Below are 16,902 nucleotides of genomic sequence, written 5' to 3'. Positions count from 1 at the left end.
TTCCATCTATTTCGGAAGCTCCACCTGAACAGTAGTCCCTTCCCCTTTCGTACTATACACAGAAACGTTTCCGTTATGCAGTTCCACAATTTTCTGCACAATTGACAACCCTAAACCACTACCTTCTACGTTTCTCGCCCTAGCTGTATCTACTTTGTAAAAACGATCAAATATACGGTCCATTTCTTCTCTTTCCATACCAATTCCGTTGTCTGATATAGAGATCATCACACTTGATTCCAATTCTTCAACAACAAATTTAATCGTACCACCGTCGTTTGAAAACTTAATGCTATTCGTAAAGATGTTACTCCATACTTGATGAAGTAAGTTTTCATCACCTTGTATTGTAATGTCCGGCACATCAAATTCAACGGCAATATCTTTTTCACGCCATTTCCATTCGAGCATAAAAATGACATCTTTAATTTGCTTCTGCAAATTGAATTCTTTTATTTGCAACACTTTCTCTTCTTTATCTAGTGAAGCAAGCGTAAGTAACTGTTTACATAAACTAGACATTCGCTTACTTTCACCCTCAATAATTTGTAAGTAATGGTTTCTTTCTTCCACACTCATCTCTTCTGACTGTAACGTTTTTGAGAACCCTTGTATGGAAGAAAGTGGTGATTGGAATTCGTGCGAAACATTTGAAACGAATTCTTGTCTCATTTCATCTAGTTCTTTAATACTTTTCGTCATCTTTTGGAAGCTTGTAGATAACGTTCCTATTTCATCTTTTCTTTTTACGTCTAATTCAATTTCATATTCACCACTCGCAATTTTTTGCGTAGCGTTCGTAAATTTACGAATCGGACGAACGATGTAACCTGCTGCAATCGCTATAAAGATAATACTTAATAATACGATAAACCCAAGTAATACCGCTAAGAAGATTCGCATCTCGCCAAATTGTTGCTGTATGTCAGGGCGAATGAATAAAGCGTACTGTTTATCACCGTGTTTTACCGGGACACCGACACTATTAATTAATTCATTATCGAAAAAACCTGTAATAAAGAGGCGCGTTGGATATGTAGAAACACCATTAAACGTTTCTCCTTGCAATACTTTATGAACGGTATCATCACTTATTGTCGTTTTACGAAACGCATTACCGATACGCTTTCCATTCTTTTGATCATCGACAATATAAATTTCATATCCTAGCTTCGCAATAGACTGTAAGTATGCCTCTTGATTTTCTTCACTTTGCTTTTCATATAACGATTTTACTTCTTCCGCATACATTAAAATCTTTTCACTGTTATACGGTTTTAACTTCACTTGATAGTACACATTTGTTAATAAAAAACCGATAATACTGCTAAGTAGCATGATTCCAACCGTCATAAAAACAAATCTAGAGTATAATGATTTCATTTTATTTCAACTCCAACTTATAACCAAGTCCGCGTACTGTCGTAATTTGAAAATCAGCCGTTCGTTTTGAGAAACGATCTCGTAGCCTCTTCACATGAACATCAACCGTTCGTTCATCTCCTTCAAAATCCATTCCCCATACTAATTCAATTAATTCTTCTCTTGAAAATGTTCTTCCAGGATAACTAGCCAGTTGCGATAACAATTCAAATTCCTTTAATGGAAGCAAAATCGTTTGACCGTTACACTTCACTTCAAAGCCTTTTCGGTCAATTGTTGTACCGTGCAGTGTAATCATATCAGCATTCAGCATTTGATAACGACGCAGCAATGCTTTCATGCGGAAAATGACTTCAGCTGGCTCAAATGGTTTTACAATATAATCGTCTGTACCAGAAATAAATCCTTTTTCTTTATCAACTAACTGATCTTTCGCCGTTAATAAAATAACCGGTATATCATGATACTTCCGAATTTCTTCACATAACGTATAGCCATCAACAAATGGCATCATAATATCTACTATCGCAAGATGAATATTTTCTTTCTCTAATACGCCTTGCGCTACCTTTCCATCTTCTGCTTCAAAAACTTTAAACCCCTCTTTTTGTAAATGGTAATGTAACAACTCTCTAATATGCTTATCATCATCAGCTAATAAAATATGTATCATCTTCATTAAACCCTCTCTTGTTTATCCTTCTACATCCTTACCTTAAGAAACAATTGAATTTTTTGCAAGAAAAAGAAAAAGAATCTATTTTGAAAAAAGATTATTCAAAATAGATTCTTACGTTTTAGTATTAAGATTATTTTAATAAAAAATAAGTTCTAAGCTTTAGAAATATCAACGAATCCTTCTCCAAATACGTCACGAACATCATGTATAGCTATAAACGCAGCTGGATCCGTAGTTTGAACAATCCGTTTTAGCTTCACTACTTCTTGCTTATTAATAACAACATAAAGAATTTCCTTCGGCGTTTTCGTGTAATAGCCATGACCTGAGTACACAGTAACCCCTCTGCCCATTAATGTAGTCACCTTACCGGCGATTTCATTTGGGTTATCAGAAATAATCGTAATAGCCTTCTTCGGATTTAAGCCTTCAATTACAAATTCCATCACTTTCGTTGCTACATATAGCATAATAATTGTTATCATCAGTTTTTCTGCACCAATGATGAAATAAGATGAAAACGCAACGATTAAATCGAAGAACAATAGACCGTAGCTAATGCTCCATCCTAAATATTTATGCGTCATCCTTGCTAAGATGGTAGTACCTGCTGTTGTTCCGCCAACGCGAATAATAAGACCAATCCCGCACCCAATAAATATTCCTCCGAAAATGGCATTTACGAGCATTTCATCCGAAGCAATCGTCCAACCTTCTGTCAAATGAAGGAATAGTGAGTTCGTAACTACAGCGATAATCGTATAAATTGTTGTGATTTTATTTAAAAATTTATAACCAGCTATTAACAAAATCGCATTTAAAATTAAGTTAACTAAACCCGGTGACCATTCAAATAAATAGTACGTAATAATCGTGATACCTGTTACCCCGCCCTCACCAAACTCATTCGGGATAACAAACAAATTGACACCTAACGCAAAAAGAAATGCACCGATAATAATAAAAATAATGTCTGTCGTTCTTTTTTTCATACAGTACCTCACTTCTTATGTAAATATTTATTCTGTCATAAACTCTCACCATTATATCGTGGAATATTCAAATCGAACAGTGGTTTATTTTTATTTTAATATAGGATAATAAATTAACTTCATCCTATATCCACATGTAATTAAAAAAGGAAAACAACTGTATTTATTATGTACTACAAACAAAGTTTTGATTTCACATGCAATTCAGCCTAAAAAATGAATATAAACACTCTAAGTCGCACAAACTTCGAATACAAAACAAATAGGCGAAGCTATAGAATAGACTTCGCATCAAACATTTAATCATAGAGATTTATATGTCATTTTATCCCCGCTTATACCTCGGTATTGATTACTATCACTGATATCCTCTTAATTGGATTATATATATTGTCTTCCCGCACTTTTGCATGTAGATTCGAAAAAAGATTCATTCAAATGCTTTCTTTTTATTTCATTGACCATTTCACTTTCTATTTTATTTCTTCAAACAAAAAACTCCATTAAATTTGCATACTTAGTATGCGAATTCAGGAGTTTTTTTCATATACCACTATATGGGTTCACTTCATTACTCATTCAAAATTAGCACGAGGTTCCTCTAACCCCTTCTTATTACTCCAGTTAAATAAGCTTTCATTCCGCGTTTGCTGCCCTGGTTTTACAAATAACATTGCCCCCATTGCAATAGCGGCCAAAATGGCAGCTACGATAAACATAGAAGGATAGCCATAACTTACAACTAAGTATCCAGTTAAAGTCGGAGCTAAGATTGTCGCGATATTAGCGATAAAATGCATAATTCCACTATATGTTCCTGAGTAAGCAGGAGCCGTATCGACAATAATCGCCCAAAATAATGAACTCGGTAAAAAAGCAAACGCATTTCCAAGCGACATAAGCGCTAATACAGCTACATAATTATCCATCGCGGGAATGAAGCTAAAACAAACTGCTGTAAGGAATAAAGCAATAATTGGTAACCCTGTTCGAGCTAAACGAAGATTCCCTGTTTTACGTAAAATACGATCAGATAGCTTCGCCCCTAGCGGCAATGTGATACAAGCGCCAAGCCAAGGAATCATCCCAAGATACCAAAGGGAGGATAATTGAAAATGGAATACATCTTGCAAATATTTCGGTGTCCAAGTTAATATTAAAAAATTGATATATTGAAAGCAAAAATATGCTATCGTAACCATAACGAATGTTGGAACTTTAAAAAAGGAATACCAAGGCTCTTTTTGAATTTCTTTCTCTGCTTTTACGGATTGAAGTACACCTTCTGTACTTCTTATTTCAGCTAGTTCTTCTTTTGTCACTCTTGGATGGTCCTCAGGCATATTCGTAAAAGTAAAATACCAAATAATCGCCCATACGATCCCAATTGTACCGAGGATGAAAAACATTACTTTCCAGCTAGTGAAAGATAGCAACAGAACCGCTACAGGCGCCGTTAATACTGCACCTAACGGAACACCAACAAAACCAAGAGATGTTAGAAAAGCTCTTTCTTTTGGAGCTGCCCAATTTGCTGCTGTCTTATTCGAAACCGCGAAAGATGGCCCTTCTGTTAAGCCAAATAAAACGCGGAAGATAGCAAATCCTATTAAAGCAGACCCTCCAAAAACAGCAATCCCTATTTCTCCAGCGAAAGCGGTCGCAATTTCAAAAATAGACCAAGCAGTTGCTGCTACGATCCATACAAATTTCGGTCCTTTTTTATCAGAAAAAATACCCCCTAATAAAGAACCAATCATGTAACCGTAACCAAAATACCCTAATATAGCGCCCCACTCCTTCGGGTCAAAGCCATATTCTTTTATAATAAAAGACTGCGCATAAGCGATGGCTCCTCGATCAATATAATTTACCATCGTAATAAACGTGAGCATTGTAAAGACATAATAACGAAATTTATTCTTCATCAAAATCCTCACTCCCCCTCGTATTCTTTTGTTTTTCTCTCTAATCCTTTAATAAAATGACATGAACCTTTCCAGGACCATGAACTCCAAAAGCTAATTCCATCTCAATATCACCTGTCCGGCTAGGCCCAGTAATAAAATTAATACAGGCAGGTAATCCATTCGAAACCTGTTCGTGAATGCTAGTTACTCCTTCTGTTAAACGTCTATAAATTGTATGTTCTGAAAGAATCGCTACATAAACTGCTGGCAAAACGCTAACTAAACGTCCGCGTCCACCACCATTCCATAAAACAACGGTTCCAGTCTCAGCGAGTCCCATTTCGGCATATGTAATTCCCATATCCACTTGAGCTGCATAGTCCCGTAGTTCTCTTTCCCCTTCTTTACTTTTCCAAATTCGATGAGAAACGAAATTTCCTGTTAAATACTTTCCTATTTCAAGCTGATGTAATCTATCATCATCCCAATACACCGCAGATTGAACATTAAATTTATGTACAATGTACTGTAGTGCACTCTCTATTTCTGAACGGTATATATGACTTACTTCTGTATGTAAAATTTGCAAATTTGCAATAAACTGCTCTATTAATCTTTCGTGATTTATCTCTTTAGGATAGTGCCTGAGCGGATCGTTTTTCCACCTAGGAGGAGTGACCCCCGAGCGACGTTCTCGGTTTAGTTTACGTGCGATATTGTTTAAAAAAGATTGTTGTACATCCGTATTCATATTATGAATCCCTCATTTCTTTTTTCCACCAATCACGGAATGATTGTTTCGCAGGTTTTGGAAAATCTCTACTTTTTGTCCACCCTTTTAATGGTCCGGGGCCATTCGCAATATAGCCATCTTTTGCAAATATCGATAAACCTGTGTATGCCATTTTAATAGTTTTCTCATAAAAGAATGGATGGCTCGCCATAAACGTGAAACCTTTAAAAGCCAGCTGCTCAAATTTCGTTATAAACCCTTGTTCCACCACATCTTTACGATGTTCAATGAGAAGGTCATGTAATGGAATTTTCACGGGGCAAACGTCTGTACACGCTCCGCACAAACTTGATGCAAAAGGTAATTCTTTTAATTCTTCATACCCTTCTAATAAAGGCGCTAGTACTGCTCCAATTGGTCCGCTATACACACTTCCATAAGCATGCCCTCCAATATTACGATACACAGGACAAACATTTACACAAGCTCCGCACCTTATACACTTTAATACTTCTTCATAAGCAGTTCCTAAAATATCAGAACGACCATTATCTAGAATAATTAAATGAAACTCTTCAGGTCCATCCATATCTTCAGATAAACGTGCGCCATTAATTCCAGTTACATAAGATGTAATCTTTTGGCCTGTCGCACTTCTTGTTAACATCGAAACAACCACATCAAGATCTTTCCATGTCGGAACAAGGCGCTCCATCCCCATAATAGCAATATGAACTTTTGGCAATGTCGTAGTAAGACGAGCATTCCCCTCATTACTTACAAGAACAACTGATCCAGATTCCGCTACCGCAAAGTTACAACCGGAAATACCAATATCAGCTTCTAAAAACGCTTTACGCAATCGCTCCCTAGCAAATTGTAATAATTGATTCGTATCCACTGGTATCTTTCTTCCCGCCTCCTTAGAAAAAAGCTCTGCCACTTGTTCTTTCGTCTTATGAATAGCTGGAGCAATTAAATGGGATGGAGTTTCTCCAGCTAATTGAATAATGTACTCCCCAAGATCAGACTCTACTACTTTTACGCCTATCTCTTCTAATTTTTTATTAAGGTGTATTTCTTCTGAAACCATGGACTTTGACTTAATTACTGATTTCGCTCCTTTTTTTCTTGCGATTTCAGAAACATACGATACGGCGTCTTCTGCTTTGAAAGCAAAATGAACATGTCCCCCATTTTTCCGAACATTAGTAGCTAATTGTTCCAAATAACTATCTAAATTTTCAATTGTATGCATCCGAATTTGAGATGCTGCCTCACGCCACTCTTCCATATTTCCTAATTCATGTGTAGCTTGTTCCCGTCCCGTCCGAAGTCTATCTTGTGTAAACGGAACCGCGCTTCTCATCTGCGGATCGTGCAACGCTTTATCTACTCTTTTCAAAAAACTTTGTTCCCCCGCCACACTCATTTATTCAGCCCCTTCGCCAGTACTTCTGCTACATGTAACACTTGAATATTTTTATTTTCCCTGCGCAATCTTCCTCCAATATTCATAAGACATCCCATATCTGCTCCAATTAACAGATTTGCTTCTGCTGCTTCAATATGTTTTATTTTTTCATCAACCATCGTTTGAGAAATCGAGCTCATTTTCACTGCAAAGGTGCCACCAAACCCGCAGCAATCTTGGCAATATGGTAATTCTTTTACGTCTAGACCTTCTACTTGCGATAATAACTTAAGTGGTTCCTCTTTTATCCCAAGTGCACGGCTCATATGACAAGATTGGTGAAAAACAGCTTTCTCAACCAACTTAGATTTCAAATCACTTTTTCCAAGTACATTTATTAAAAAATCCGTCAATTCATACGTTCTATCCGCTAAATGAACCGCTTTTTCATACCATTCACTATCATCTTTAAACATCTCTTTATAATAATGATGAACCATGCTTGCGCAAGAACCTGAAGGCGTCACAATATATTCACTATGTTCAAATGCTTTTATCATTTGCTTTGCTGCTCGTTTTGCTTCTTCTTGATATCCGCTATTGTAAGCTGGTTGCCCGCAACAAGTCTGTCCTTCAGGGAAATCTAGCTCCACTCCACATTGCTTCATAATTTCTACGACACTTTTCCCTACTTGAGGAAAAAACACATCTGATAAACAAGTAATAAATAACGAAACTTTCATAAAAATCCCCCCCTCAAAACGATACGATCTATTTTCAAAGTATTACTCTATCAGATTAATTTTTAAATTTTTAGAATTTTCTATTTTTAAAACTTTTTGTTTATGATATCATGTGGGATATTATATGAAAACTATCTATAAGGTTGTTTTTGTATACAAAAAAGGTATAGAAGGGACTTTGAAATGGATATAAGAAAACTTCGTTACTTTACTGTAATCGCTGAAGAAAAACAGCTTACCCGTGCTGCCCAACGGCTTCATATGGCACAGCCACCTTTAAGTAGACAGCTATCGCTACTAGAACAAGAATTATCAGTAAGCTTATTTGAAAGAAACGGTCGAAATATGCATTTGACTGAAGAAGGCAAAATTTTATATACGAAAGCCAAAAACATTATTCAACAATTAGAAGAAACCATTACGGAAATTAAAGATACCGGTGAAGGGCTAAGGGGTAATCTTTCTATTGGAGCATTCCATTCTTGCATTCCTTTTCTCTCTGAAAAAATCCGCTATTTTCGAGATAACTATCCAAATGTGAACTTAAAAATATGGGAAGGTGGTCCTTTTTACTTAATAGAGCAATTAGAAAATCGGAATATCGAACTTGCTATCTTGCGCGCGCCCTTTAATAAAGATGTTTTTTCTAGTATTAGTTTATCAAAGGAACCATTCGTATTAATCATGCCTGCTAAATGGGAACTATATCACTCACAGCTTCCAATTCCTCTAACCGAATTAAGTCATATTCCCCTCTTACTTTTACATAAAGATATAGAAGACAGCTATCATCAGCTCGTCATTGATGAATGCAAGCATCTCGGTATTCAATTAAACATAGCATGTGAATGTCCAGACTCCGCATTTATTCTTATGCTTATCATGACTGGAATCGGCGCGTCTATCTTACCTAAAAGCGCTGTATCTCATATTCCGCAAGAATTTATAAAAATAGTAGATATAATGGATTTTCCTTATCAGTCCGAATCATCGATTATATGGCTAAAAGATCGGAAGCTTTCTAAAAGAGCTCAACGATTTATAGAATGTACATGAATTCATTTTGAAGGTATAGCTATGGGTTTCTTCGCTTCTCCATCGTTATTAGCCGCTTATGTAAGTACAAGAATGGTTTATTAATCCTTCTAAACAAAAAACAAAGATGCGAAGTCATAGAAGAGCCTTCGCATCTTTGTTTTTTTAAGAGATTTATATGAATGGAAATCCTACATAATGTTTTTACCACGCGCGTCACACCTTACTGCTTTGTATCCCATTTTTCTATACTGAAGCAAAACGATAATCTATGCTCAGCATTACTCTGAAAATAGAATCATCAAATTACATTCCTTATGAGCAGATTCAAGTTGATTTTTTTAAAAATATACCGTGTTCTAAAAGGTACTTATACTATTGTAATTCATCCATTCCAGAAATAAATTTACTTATCTTTCTCCATATATTCTTTAATTTTTCGTTCTTCCCACTCTTTTCCGAATATCCCAACTGGAAAAGTTGTCAAACCATGTATAACAATACCGATTCCCCAACCTGCAAGTGGATATAAAAACCACAATTTACTGGAATCAGAGATTATATTTATAATAAAAAGCATTAAGTTCACTAGTATATAAACCGTTAAATGAATGTAAAATGCTTTTAAATTCTCCACCCTTTTTTTAGCTCGTAAATAAACCTCATCTTGCTCCATATATAAACACCTCTTTCATTATTATATTTTTTAAATTCGCTCCGATTTAAACATCATATTCTAATCAAAAATCTCTTATTCTCAAAAATTCACAAAATAAAAAAGATCGTCTTCATTTCAGGAAGATTGCAGGTGGCTAGTGGATACACTTTTTTTGTTCGTAGTACGATACCTTGTGAAAAAATTGAAAAATCAAATTTCACAATAGAAATAAAACCTTTAAATCTGTATAATAAAATTAATAGCGATATTTTAATACAGAAAGGTCTTGGTAACATGCTAGGTATCGATATCAAAAAAACAGATGGAGAATTAATTATTTCATGGCAACTAGCTAAGATTCAAATTCCATTAAGTGAAATTATTGAAGTTACAGAAGATGAAACCTATGCTGGTGTAGAAGAAGAAAACGTGATCCGAATTGGAACAGCATACGCTACAACAGACCGGATTTTAATCAGAACAGTAAAACAAAATTATCTATTATTTACGACCAATAGGGTCTCAATTTTGAATAAAATCAATGCATAAGCAATAGGATAAAACACTTGTCTATATGGGTTTATTCGATTCAACTGTATACCAGCATTTTAGAAATTATTATAGATACAATGATATGAAAATAAACAAAAAGTACCCATCGAATTGTCATACATATGAGCATTCGATGGGTACTGCATAATACATTTTTATAAGAGTCTAATTAAGACCAAATCCAAACATCATCATTATTTTCAACGTCGCTCTTTACCTCATGAACTTTTTCAATGTTGTCCGTTGTGTTCCAGTTAATAGAACTTCCACCCCATCCTACATACTTCATATCAATTTTTACTTTCTCACCTGTATGAAATACTTGTCCCTTCGTTAAGAAAACATCAATGATAACTTTCTTCCCATTTAGTGATGGATACTCAACTACAACATATTTAGTAGAACCGTCTCCCTCCTCTTCCATCGTTCCTACTTTTGATACTTCCCCAATCACATAATCAGGAGAGCCGTCTTCTTTCATGTGCATACCTAATTTATTTGACGTATTTTCAACTGTATTTGCAATCATATATTCCGTAAAATTACGCATCATAGATCCAGTAACTTTTACTTCATCTCCTACCTTCACATTTGAGAAAATATCCATGTATACACTAACAGGTTCTTCATATTGCTTAGATTTCACAACAATCACACCATTATCCACTTCAACTACTCGCCCTTCTAACGTTGAGAAATTCGATTCAATAGAAGCGGCACTCGCCTTTGACAGTTCTAATCCTGGTAAATTCGTTCCTGATAATGCTGCGATCCCTAAAGCACCTGCTAAAATTAATTTTTTCATACCCATTATGAAACATCTCCATTCATGATGATTTTATTTTTGATTGGATACGACCAACCTGTAACTATTATAGTTACAGGTTATAGAAAATAGCAACCATCTTTCTCATGCAATGTTGCATACTGTAATTTTTAAATATGAATCGATTATTCCTATATTCAACACGAATACTAAATTCTTGAATCACAGCAGGTAAACAGATTGATGATGAAGAAAATAATGTGATGCATCATATTTTTTCAAAGCTACAGTTTGTACAGTCGTAGTCCATTACATTATGTAGGAGTGGAGTTAACATGTTAAAAAAACCAAAGAGATTACAGCCAGGTGATATCGTGGCAACAGTAAGTCCTTCGTGGGGAGGCGCAGGTGATCCTGAAATAAGATGGCGATATGAACAAGGAGTAAAGAGATTAGAAGAAGTTTTCGGTCTTACGGTTGTTCCCATGCCGAATAGTTTAAAAGGTAGCGAATTCATTTATAACAATCCACAGGCTCGTGCGGAAGATTTAATGACTGCATTTCAAGATACGCGCGTGAAAGCAATTATTGCGAATATTGGCGGTGAAGATAGCATTCGCTTACTTCCCTATATAGATTTTAATGTGATACGTGAAAACCCGAAAATTTTTATGGGATACTCTGACGTTACTATTTCACATTTATTTTGCCATAAAGTAGGGCTTTCCTCTTTATACGGTCCAGCCATTTTAACTGATTTTGCCGAAAATGTAGAGATGGATTCATATACAATTGAAATGGTAAATCGAACTCTCTTTTCAAATGAAACGATTGGCGAAATTCAACCAGCCCCTGAATGGACGAGTGAGCGTTTAGAATGGATAGAGGTAAATAAGAATACAAGGCGTACGATGCAACAAAACAAAGGATATGAGCTACTTCAAGGCTCTACCACTGTACAAGGACGCTTAATTGGTGGTTGTATAGAAGTACTGGAATTTGCAAAAGGGACGGAACTTTGGCCTGAGAAAAAACATTGGGAAAATAGCATCCTATTCTTTGAAACTTCCGAAGATCATCCAGAACCAAGCTATATGAAGTATTGGTTACGAAATTATGCAGCGCAAGGTATTCTCAAAAAAGCAAAAGGCATCATTTTTGGTAAACCAAAAGACGAAATGTATTATGAAGAATATAAACATGAAATACTGAAAGTAATGAAGGAACATAACTTAGAAGATTTACCGATTCTTTACAATTTAAATTTTGGCCATACCGAGCCGAAGTTTATTTTACCTTACGGCGCGATGGCAGAAATTGATTGTGAAAATGTATCTTTTTCTATTTTAGAGAGTGGCGTGGAATGAATAAAAACACTCCTATGAGATATGACTGTGAATTGATACTTTTTAAAAGTATATAATTGGAGGGAGATTACGTGTATGGAAGTAACATTTACAGTAAGTAAATGGGATGAAAAACCAATTGATGATACTAGAAAAGATTTCCCTATTAATATTGCTCATGTTGAATATGATATTGATGGGGAATTAAAAGGAAAAGCTTTTGTTGAATACTTATTATATTATTTAGACTCAAATATAAATGATGGTCACTTGGCTACTGCTAAAATTTCTGGATTTTTACACTTTGAAGGAATTTACAAGGGGCAACAAGGAACATTTACAGCTATAGAGCAAGGAATATTTGATAAAGGAAATCTAGATTCCCCAGGAACAATTATTAAAACTACCGGTAACTTAGAAAATCTGCGAGGATCCTATCATTATCAGTTTACAGGTCAAACAAGTAAACTAATTTTAGAGTTTGAATTTTAGCAAAACATTCTATAATTTAGTGAAAAGGACATTTCTTATAATACTAGAAATGTCCTTTTTATTGACGAACTGATCCAACTATTTTCTAATAGTTAAGAAAAGAGTATAATACTTAAATTTTTCGTTATAGGGGGAATTAAAACTCTAAGCCTGAGGGCCCCACTTACTCATTACTTTTCCTATCAATTAAAGAATAATCCCCGAAAAACTCCCCTTCATAACTTCTTTTTCAAGTTGATTCCTACATATAAACATCGCAATTATCTTTGTACGATGTTTTTCATCGGGCTCAAATTGTTCAATGGTTACGTCACAACGAATCGTATCACCGCTAAACACAGGACGTAAAAATTCAAAATCCATCTTGCGAGCTAGTACGTTATAGTCACCGCCAATTTTTGTAGGCAGAGTTGATGTTAACAGTCCTTGTACAACTAATCTCCCTTGCTCATCTGGCGTAACATGATGAACACCTTCATCTTTCGATACTTCCGTAAATAAAACAACATCCTCTTTCGTAAAAGTTCGTTCAAAGGTGATTTTTTCGCCTACTTTCAATTCCAACCCTACCCCTCCTCAAAAACACTTTTAACATAAGAAAAACCGAAACTATAATCATTTCGGTTTTTCAAACTAAAGAAGTCTATATTTACTTTAAAGAATGTACAAACAACCCGCTACGCAGTTTCGGTTCAAACCACGTTGACTTTGGCGGCATAACTTCTCCAGCGTCTGCGATTGCTAATAAAGATTCCATTGATGTCGGATATAGTGAGAACGCGGCTTTAAATTCACTGCTATTTACAAGACGTTCTAGTTCTTCTAATCCGCGGATTCCTCCTACAAAATCGATACGTGAATCAGATCGCGGATCATGTATTTCAAGTACTTGGCTTAATAAATGATCTTGCAGAATAGATACATCTAAACCTTTCACGAGATCATTCGCATCAAACGTTTCCTCTTTCACTGTAAGCTTATACCACTTCTCGTTTACATACATTCCAAAAGTTTTTGACTCATTTGGTTTATACGGAGAAACAACTGCATCTTCTACATAAAAGTATTGCGTGATTTGTTTTAAAAACTGTTCCTCAGATAAACCGTTTAAGTCTTTTACAACTCGGTTATAGTCCCAAATAGATAACTCATCGTGAGGGAATAAAACAGATAGGAAGAAATTAAACTCTTCTTCTCCTGTGTAATTCGGATATTGTTCTCTTCGCATAAGTCCTACTTTTGCTGCTGATGCAGAGCGGTGGTGTCCGTCTGCAATGTACAAGTTAGGGATATCTTCAAATAAGTTTACTAAACTTGTAATTACTTCTTCATCAGCTATTTTCCAAGCAATATGCCTAACGCCGTCTTCTGCTGTAAATGTATAAATTGGCGCATGTTCTTCTTTCCAGCTGGAAATGAAACGCTTTATCTCTTCTTTAGTACGATACGTTAAAAAGATAGGACCTGTATTTGCGTCACACACATCTACGTGGCGAATGCGATCTAGTTCTTTTTCATGACGCGTTCTTTCATGTTTTTTAATTGTATCATCTTCATACTCATCAATAGATGTACAAACGACAAGACCTGACTGCGTTCTTCCTTGCATCGTCAGTTCATAAATGTAAAGCGCCGGCTCTTCGTCTTGAATGAACACTTCTTCTCGTATAAATCGGTTTAAATTTTCACCCGCTTTTTCATATACGCGATCATCGTACGGTGAAAGTGCCGGGTCTAAATCAATTTCTGCTTTATCAACGTGTAAGAAAGAATACGGATTCCCTTTTACAACCTCTCTTGCTTCTTCACTATTTAATACGTCATACGGTAAAGCTGCAACTTCCGCTGCTTTTTCTTCTACTGGACGAATTGCCCGAAACGGTCGGATTTTTGCCAAGTTTACCTCTCTCCTTTACACAATCATTCGAACGGCTACAACACCTGTAATTTTACTTATATTTTCCACAATATTCTCTTTTATTATATCATCAATTCCGTTATCAATATCAATCATTGTGTACGCCCAAGAATGTTTACTGCGATTAATCATATCGGCAATATTTATATGATGCTCTGCTAAACATCCTGTAATTTGTCCTACCATGTTCGGAACGTTTTGATGCATAATCGTAATTCGTTTTTTTCCGATATACGGTAATTCTACGTTTGGATAGTTGACTGAATTTCGAATATTTCCTGTCTCTAAATATTCACGTAATTGACGCGCTGCCATGATCGCACAATTTTCTTCCGATTCTGACGTAGATGCACCAAGGTGAGGCGTCGCTGTTACATTTTTCATCTTTATAACATTTTCATTCGGGAAGTCTGTTACGTAATGCGTAATAACATCTTCTTCTAACGCTTTTTGAAGAACATTTTCATCTACAAGTTCTCCCCTAGAGAAATTGAATAGACGCATACCCTTTTTCATCTTCTCTACAGCGTGTTCACCAATGATTCCCTTCGTTTGATTTGTAAGAGGAATATGCAGTGTAATATAATCACACGTTGCAAAGATTTCATCTAAACTAAATGCTCTTTGCACATGTGTAGAAAGGCGCCATGCAGTTTCAACTGAAATGTAAGGATCATATCCGACAACGTCCATTCCTAAAGCTAACGCATCGTTCGCAACTAAAGCACCGATTGCACCAAGGCCGATAACCCCTAGACGCTTCCCTGCAATTTCTGACCCAACAAATTGTTTCTTTCCTGATTCAACAAGCTGCGGTACTTCATCGCCCTCTAAATTTTTCGTCCAGCTTACTCCGTTAATAATGTTACGTGAAGACATAATAAGGCTGGCGATAATAAGTTCCTTTACTGCATTGGCATTCGCTCCTGGTGTATTAAATACTACAATCCCTTTTTCTGTACATCGCTCGACAGGAATATTATTTACACCAGCACCAGCTCTTGCAATCGCCTTTAAGTCTTTTGAAAAATCTTCTTGATGTAAAGAATAGCTGCGAAGTAAAATACCATCTGGGTGGTCCATTCTATCCCCTACTTCATAGCGATCTCCGCTGAGTACTTGCAAACCTTTTTCTGCAATTTGATTTAACGTTTGAACACGAAACATATCCCCATCTCCCTATCTATTCTCAAGCTCGAATTCCTTCATATAATTTACTAATTGCTGTACGCCGTGTACTGGCATCGCATTATAAATACTAGCGCGCATACCACCGACTGAGCGATGTCCTTTTAGCGTAACAAGGCTGCGTTCTTTCGCTTTTTGTAAAAACTGATTGTTCAGCTCTTCTGATGATGTTGTAAACGGAATGTTCATAAGTGATCGATACGCAAGATCAACTGGTGAAGTAAACAATTTTGATTCATCTAAGAAATTGTAAAGAAGTGAAGATTTCATTCTATTCTGTTCTTCAATCGCAGATACGCCGCCTTGCTCTTTCAGCCACTCTAGTACAAGTTTCGTTACGTAAATACTAAAGGATGGCGGTGTATTATATAAGGAGTTATTTTTGCTGTAAGTTTCATAGTTTAACATCGTAGGACAAGAGCGTTCTTCTCCCCCAATTAAATCTCTTTTTATAATAGCAATCGTTAAGCCCGCTGGCCCTAAATTCTTTTGCGCTCCCGCATATATAAGACCAAACTTCGTAACATCATATTGTTCTGATAAAATATTTGAGGACATATCCGCAACGAGCGGTACTTTATCTAAATGTGGAATGTCCACATATTTCGTCCCCTCAATTGTATTGTTCGTTGTTATATGTACATAATCTAGTTTTTCATTGCTCAGTAAACCATCTAATTTAGGAATTGTAGTAAACTTCGCTTGTTCAGAAGAAGCAATCACTTGTACTTCCCCTACTTTTTCAGCTTCTTGCAGCGCCTTTTTAGACCATGAGCCAGTCAATACGTACCCTGCTTTTTTATACGTATTCATTAAATTTAACGGTATCATAGAAAATTGTAATGACGCACCGCCTTGTAAAAACAGTACTTCATACTCATCAGGAATGTTCATTAATTCACGAATTAGGTTACTCGCTTCATCTATAATACTTTGAAAATAAGAAGATCGATGACTCATTTCCATAATAGACATGCCTGTCCCGTTATAATTTACAAGCTCCTTTTGCACTTTCTCTAAAACTGGCAAAGGGAGTATTGATGGTCCAGCTGAAAAATTATACACTCTCTCCATCACCCTGAAAACCTCCCTA

17 protein-coding genes are annotated in these 16,902 nt (G+C 35.9%); 4 read left to right on the top strand and 13 right to left on the bottom strand.

Going from position 1 to position 16,902, the window contains the following annotated elements; translation table 11 throughout:
* Positions 1 to 6: 6 nt before the first annotated feature.
* The 7 genes from K5S59_RS23465 to K5S59_RS23435 form a co-directional block, all read right to left on the bottom strand.
* Positions 7 to 1,383, bottom strand: a complete 1,377-nt coding sequence (locus tag K5S59_RS23465) for a sensor histidine kinase (protein WP_120450502.1) — start codon at positions 1,381 to 1,383, stop codon at positions 7 to 9.
* A 1-nt stretch (position 1,384) separates the two neighbouring features.
* Positions 1,385 to 2,062 carry a response regulator transcription factor gene (locus tag K5S59_RS23460; protein WP_000781970.1) on the bottom strand — a complete coding sequence of 226 codons (678 nt, stop codon included), beginning with the start codon at positions 2,060 to 2,062 and terminating at the stop codon, positions 1,385 to 1,387.
* A gap of 152 nt (positions 2,063 to 2,214) precedes the next feature.
* Positions 2,215 to 3,054, bottom strand: coding sequence for a YitT family protein (locus K5S59_RS23455; protein ID WP_000747488.1), 840 nt, complete (start codon positions 3,052 to 3,054; stop codon positions 2,215 to 2,217).
* 575 nt (positions 3,055 to 3,629) lie between these two features.
* Positions 3,630 to 4,982, bottom strand: coding sequence for an MFS transporter (locus K5S59_RS23450; protein WP_080000282.1), 1,353 nt, complete (start codon positions 4,980 to 4,982; stop codon positions 3,630 to 3,632).
* Positions 4,983 to 5,022: 40 nt separating this feature from the next.
* Positions 5,023 to 5,715 (bottom strand): LutC/YkgG family protein, encoded by a 693-nt coding sequence (locus K5S59_RS23445; protein ID WP_001090805.1) that lies wholly within the window; start codon positions 5,713 to 5,715, stop codon positions 5,023 to 5,025.
* Between the two features lies 1 nt (position 5,716).
* On the bottom strand, positions 5,717 to 7,129 hold the full coding sequence (locus K5S59_RS23440; protein WP_120450504.1) for a LutB/LldF family L-lactate oxidation iron-sulfur protein: 1,413 nt from the start codon (positions 7,127 to 7,129) through the stop codon (positions 5,717 to 5,719).
* Positions 7,126 to 7,854 (bottom strand): (Fe-S)-binding protein, encoded by a 729-nt coding sequence (locus K5S59_RS23435; protein ID WP_120450506.1) that lies wholly within the window; start codon positions 7,852 to 7,854, stop codon positions 7,126 to 7,128. The genes K5S59_RS23440 and K5S59_RS23435 overlap by 4 nt, the downstream gene beginning before the upstream one ends.
* A gap of 183 nt (positions 7,855 to 8,037) precedes the next feature.
* On the opposite strand from K5S59_RS23435, the gene K5S59_RS23430 reads away from it, so the two are divergent.
* Positions 8,038 to 8,910 carry a LysR family transcriptional regulator gene (locus K5S59_RS23430; RefSeq protein WP_120450508.1) on the top strand — a complete coding sequence of 291 codons (873 nt, stop codon included), beginning with the start codon at positions 8,038 to 8,040 and terminating at the stop codon, positions 8,908 to 8,910.
* A 385-nt stretch (positions 8,911 to 9,295) separates the two neighbouring features.
* Here K5S59_RS23430 and K5S59_RS23425 read toward each other — a convergent pair whose 3' ends face one another.
* The gene (locus tag K5S59_RS23425; RefSeq protein WP_088063985.1) at positions 9,296 to 9,565 is read right to left on the bottom strand and encodes a 2TM domain-containing protein; all 270 of its coding nucleotides are present in this window, start codon (positions 9,563 to 9,565) and stop codon (positions 9,296 to 9,298) included.
* A 276-nt stretch (positions 9,566 to 9,841) separates the two neighbouring features.
* Here K5S59_RS23425 and K5S59_RS23420 point away from each other — a divergent pair, with 276 nt between their 5' ends.
* Positions 9,842 to 10,096 (top strand): SunI/YnzG family protein, encoded by a 255-nt coding sequence (locus tag K5S59_RS23420; protein ID WP_000900575.1) that lies wholly within the window; start codon positions 9,842 to 9,844, stop codon positions 10,094 to 10,096.
* A 172-nt stretch (positions 10,097 to 10,268) separates the two neighbouring features.
* Here K5S59_RS23420 and K5S59_RS23415 read toward each other — a convergent pair whose 3' ends face one another.
* A complete protein-coding gene (locus K5S59_RS23415; RefSeq protein ID WP_120450509.1) occupies positions 10,269 to 10,910 on the bottom strand; it encodes an ATP F0F1 synthase subunit alpha in 642 nt (213 codons plus the stop codon).
* Positions 10,911 to 11,200: 290 nt separating this feature from the next.
* Here K5S59_RS23415 and K5S59_RS23410 point away from each other — a divergent pair, with 290 nt between their 5' ends.
* Both K5S59_RS23410 and K5S59_RS23405 read left to right on the top strand, forming a co-directional pair.
* The gene (locus K5S59_RS23410; RefSeq protein WP_120450511.1) at positions 11,201 to 12,232 is read left to right on the top strand and encodes a S66 family peptidase; all 1,032 of its coding nucleotides are present in this window, start codon (positions 11,201 to 11,203) and stop codon (positions 12,230 to 12,232) included.
* A gap of 75 nt (positions 12,233 to 12,307) precedes the next feature.
* Positions 12,308 to 12,703, top strand: coding sequence for a DUF3224 domain-containing protein (locus tag K5S59_RS23405; protein WP_000454106.1), 396 nt, complete (start codon positions 12,308 to 12,310; stop codon positions 12,701 to 12,703).
* Positions 12,704 to 12,889: 186 nt separating this feature from the next.
* On the opposite strand, the gene K5S59_RS23400 is transcribed toward K5S59_RS23405, so the two are convergent.
* The 4 genes from K5S59_RS23400 to serC form a co-directional block, all read right to left on the bottom strand.
* Entirely contained in the window at positions 12,890 to 13,267 is a 378-nt protein-coding gene (locus K5S59_RS23400) for a hotdog family protein (RefSeq protein WP_000421233.1), read from the bottom strand.
* A gap of 85 nt (positions 13,268 to 13,352) precedes the next feature.
* On the bottom strand, positions 13,353 to 14,600 hold the full coding sequence (locus tag K5S59_RS23395; RefSeq protein WP_120450513.1) for a DUF1015 domain-containing protein: 1,248 nt from the start codon (positions 14,598 to 14,600) through the stop codon (positions 13,353 to 13,355).
* A gap of 15 nt (positions 14,601 to 14,615) precedes the next feature.
* Positions 14,616 to 15,788, bottom strand: a complete 1,173-nt coding sequence (locus K5S59_RS23390; protein ID WP_000490252.1) for a 3-phosphoglycerate dehydrogenase family protein — start codon at positions 15,786 to 15,788, stop codon at positions 14,616 to 14,618.
* Positions 15,789 to 15,800: 12 nt separating this feature from the next.
* Positions 15,801 to 16,883 (bottom strand): 3-phosphoserine/phosphohydroxythreonine transaminase, encoded by a 1,083-nt coding sequence (gene serC, locus K5S59_RS23385; protein WP_120450514.1) that lies wholly within the window; start codon positions 16,881 to 16,883, stop codon positions 15,801 to 15,803.
* Between the last annotated feature and the right edge of the window lie 19 nt (positions 16,884 to 16,902).

The organism is Bacillus sp. BML-BC051, from assembly GCF_019656175.1.
Taxonomy (GTDB): domain Bacteria; phylum Bacillota; class Bacilli; order Bacillales; family Bacillaceae_G; genus Bacillus_A; species Bacillus_A mobilis.
The sequence above is the reverse complement of the archived record's forward strand: the minus strand, read 5'-3'. Positions and strand labels throughout refer to the sequence as shown.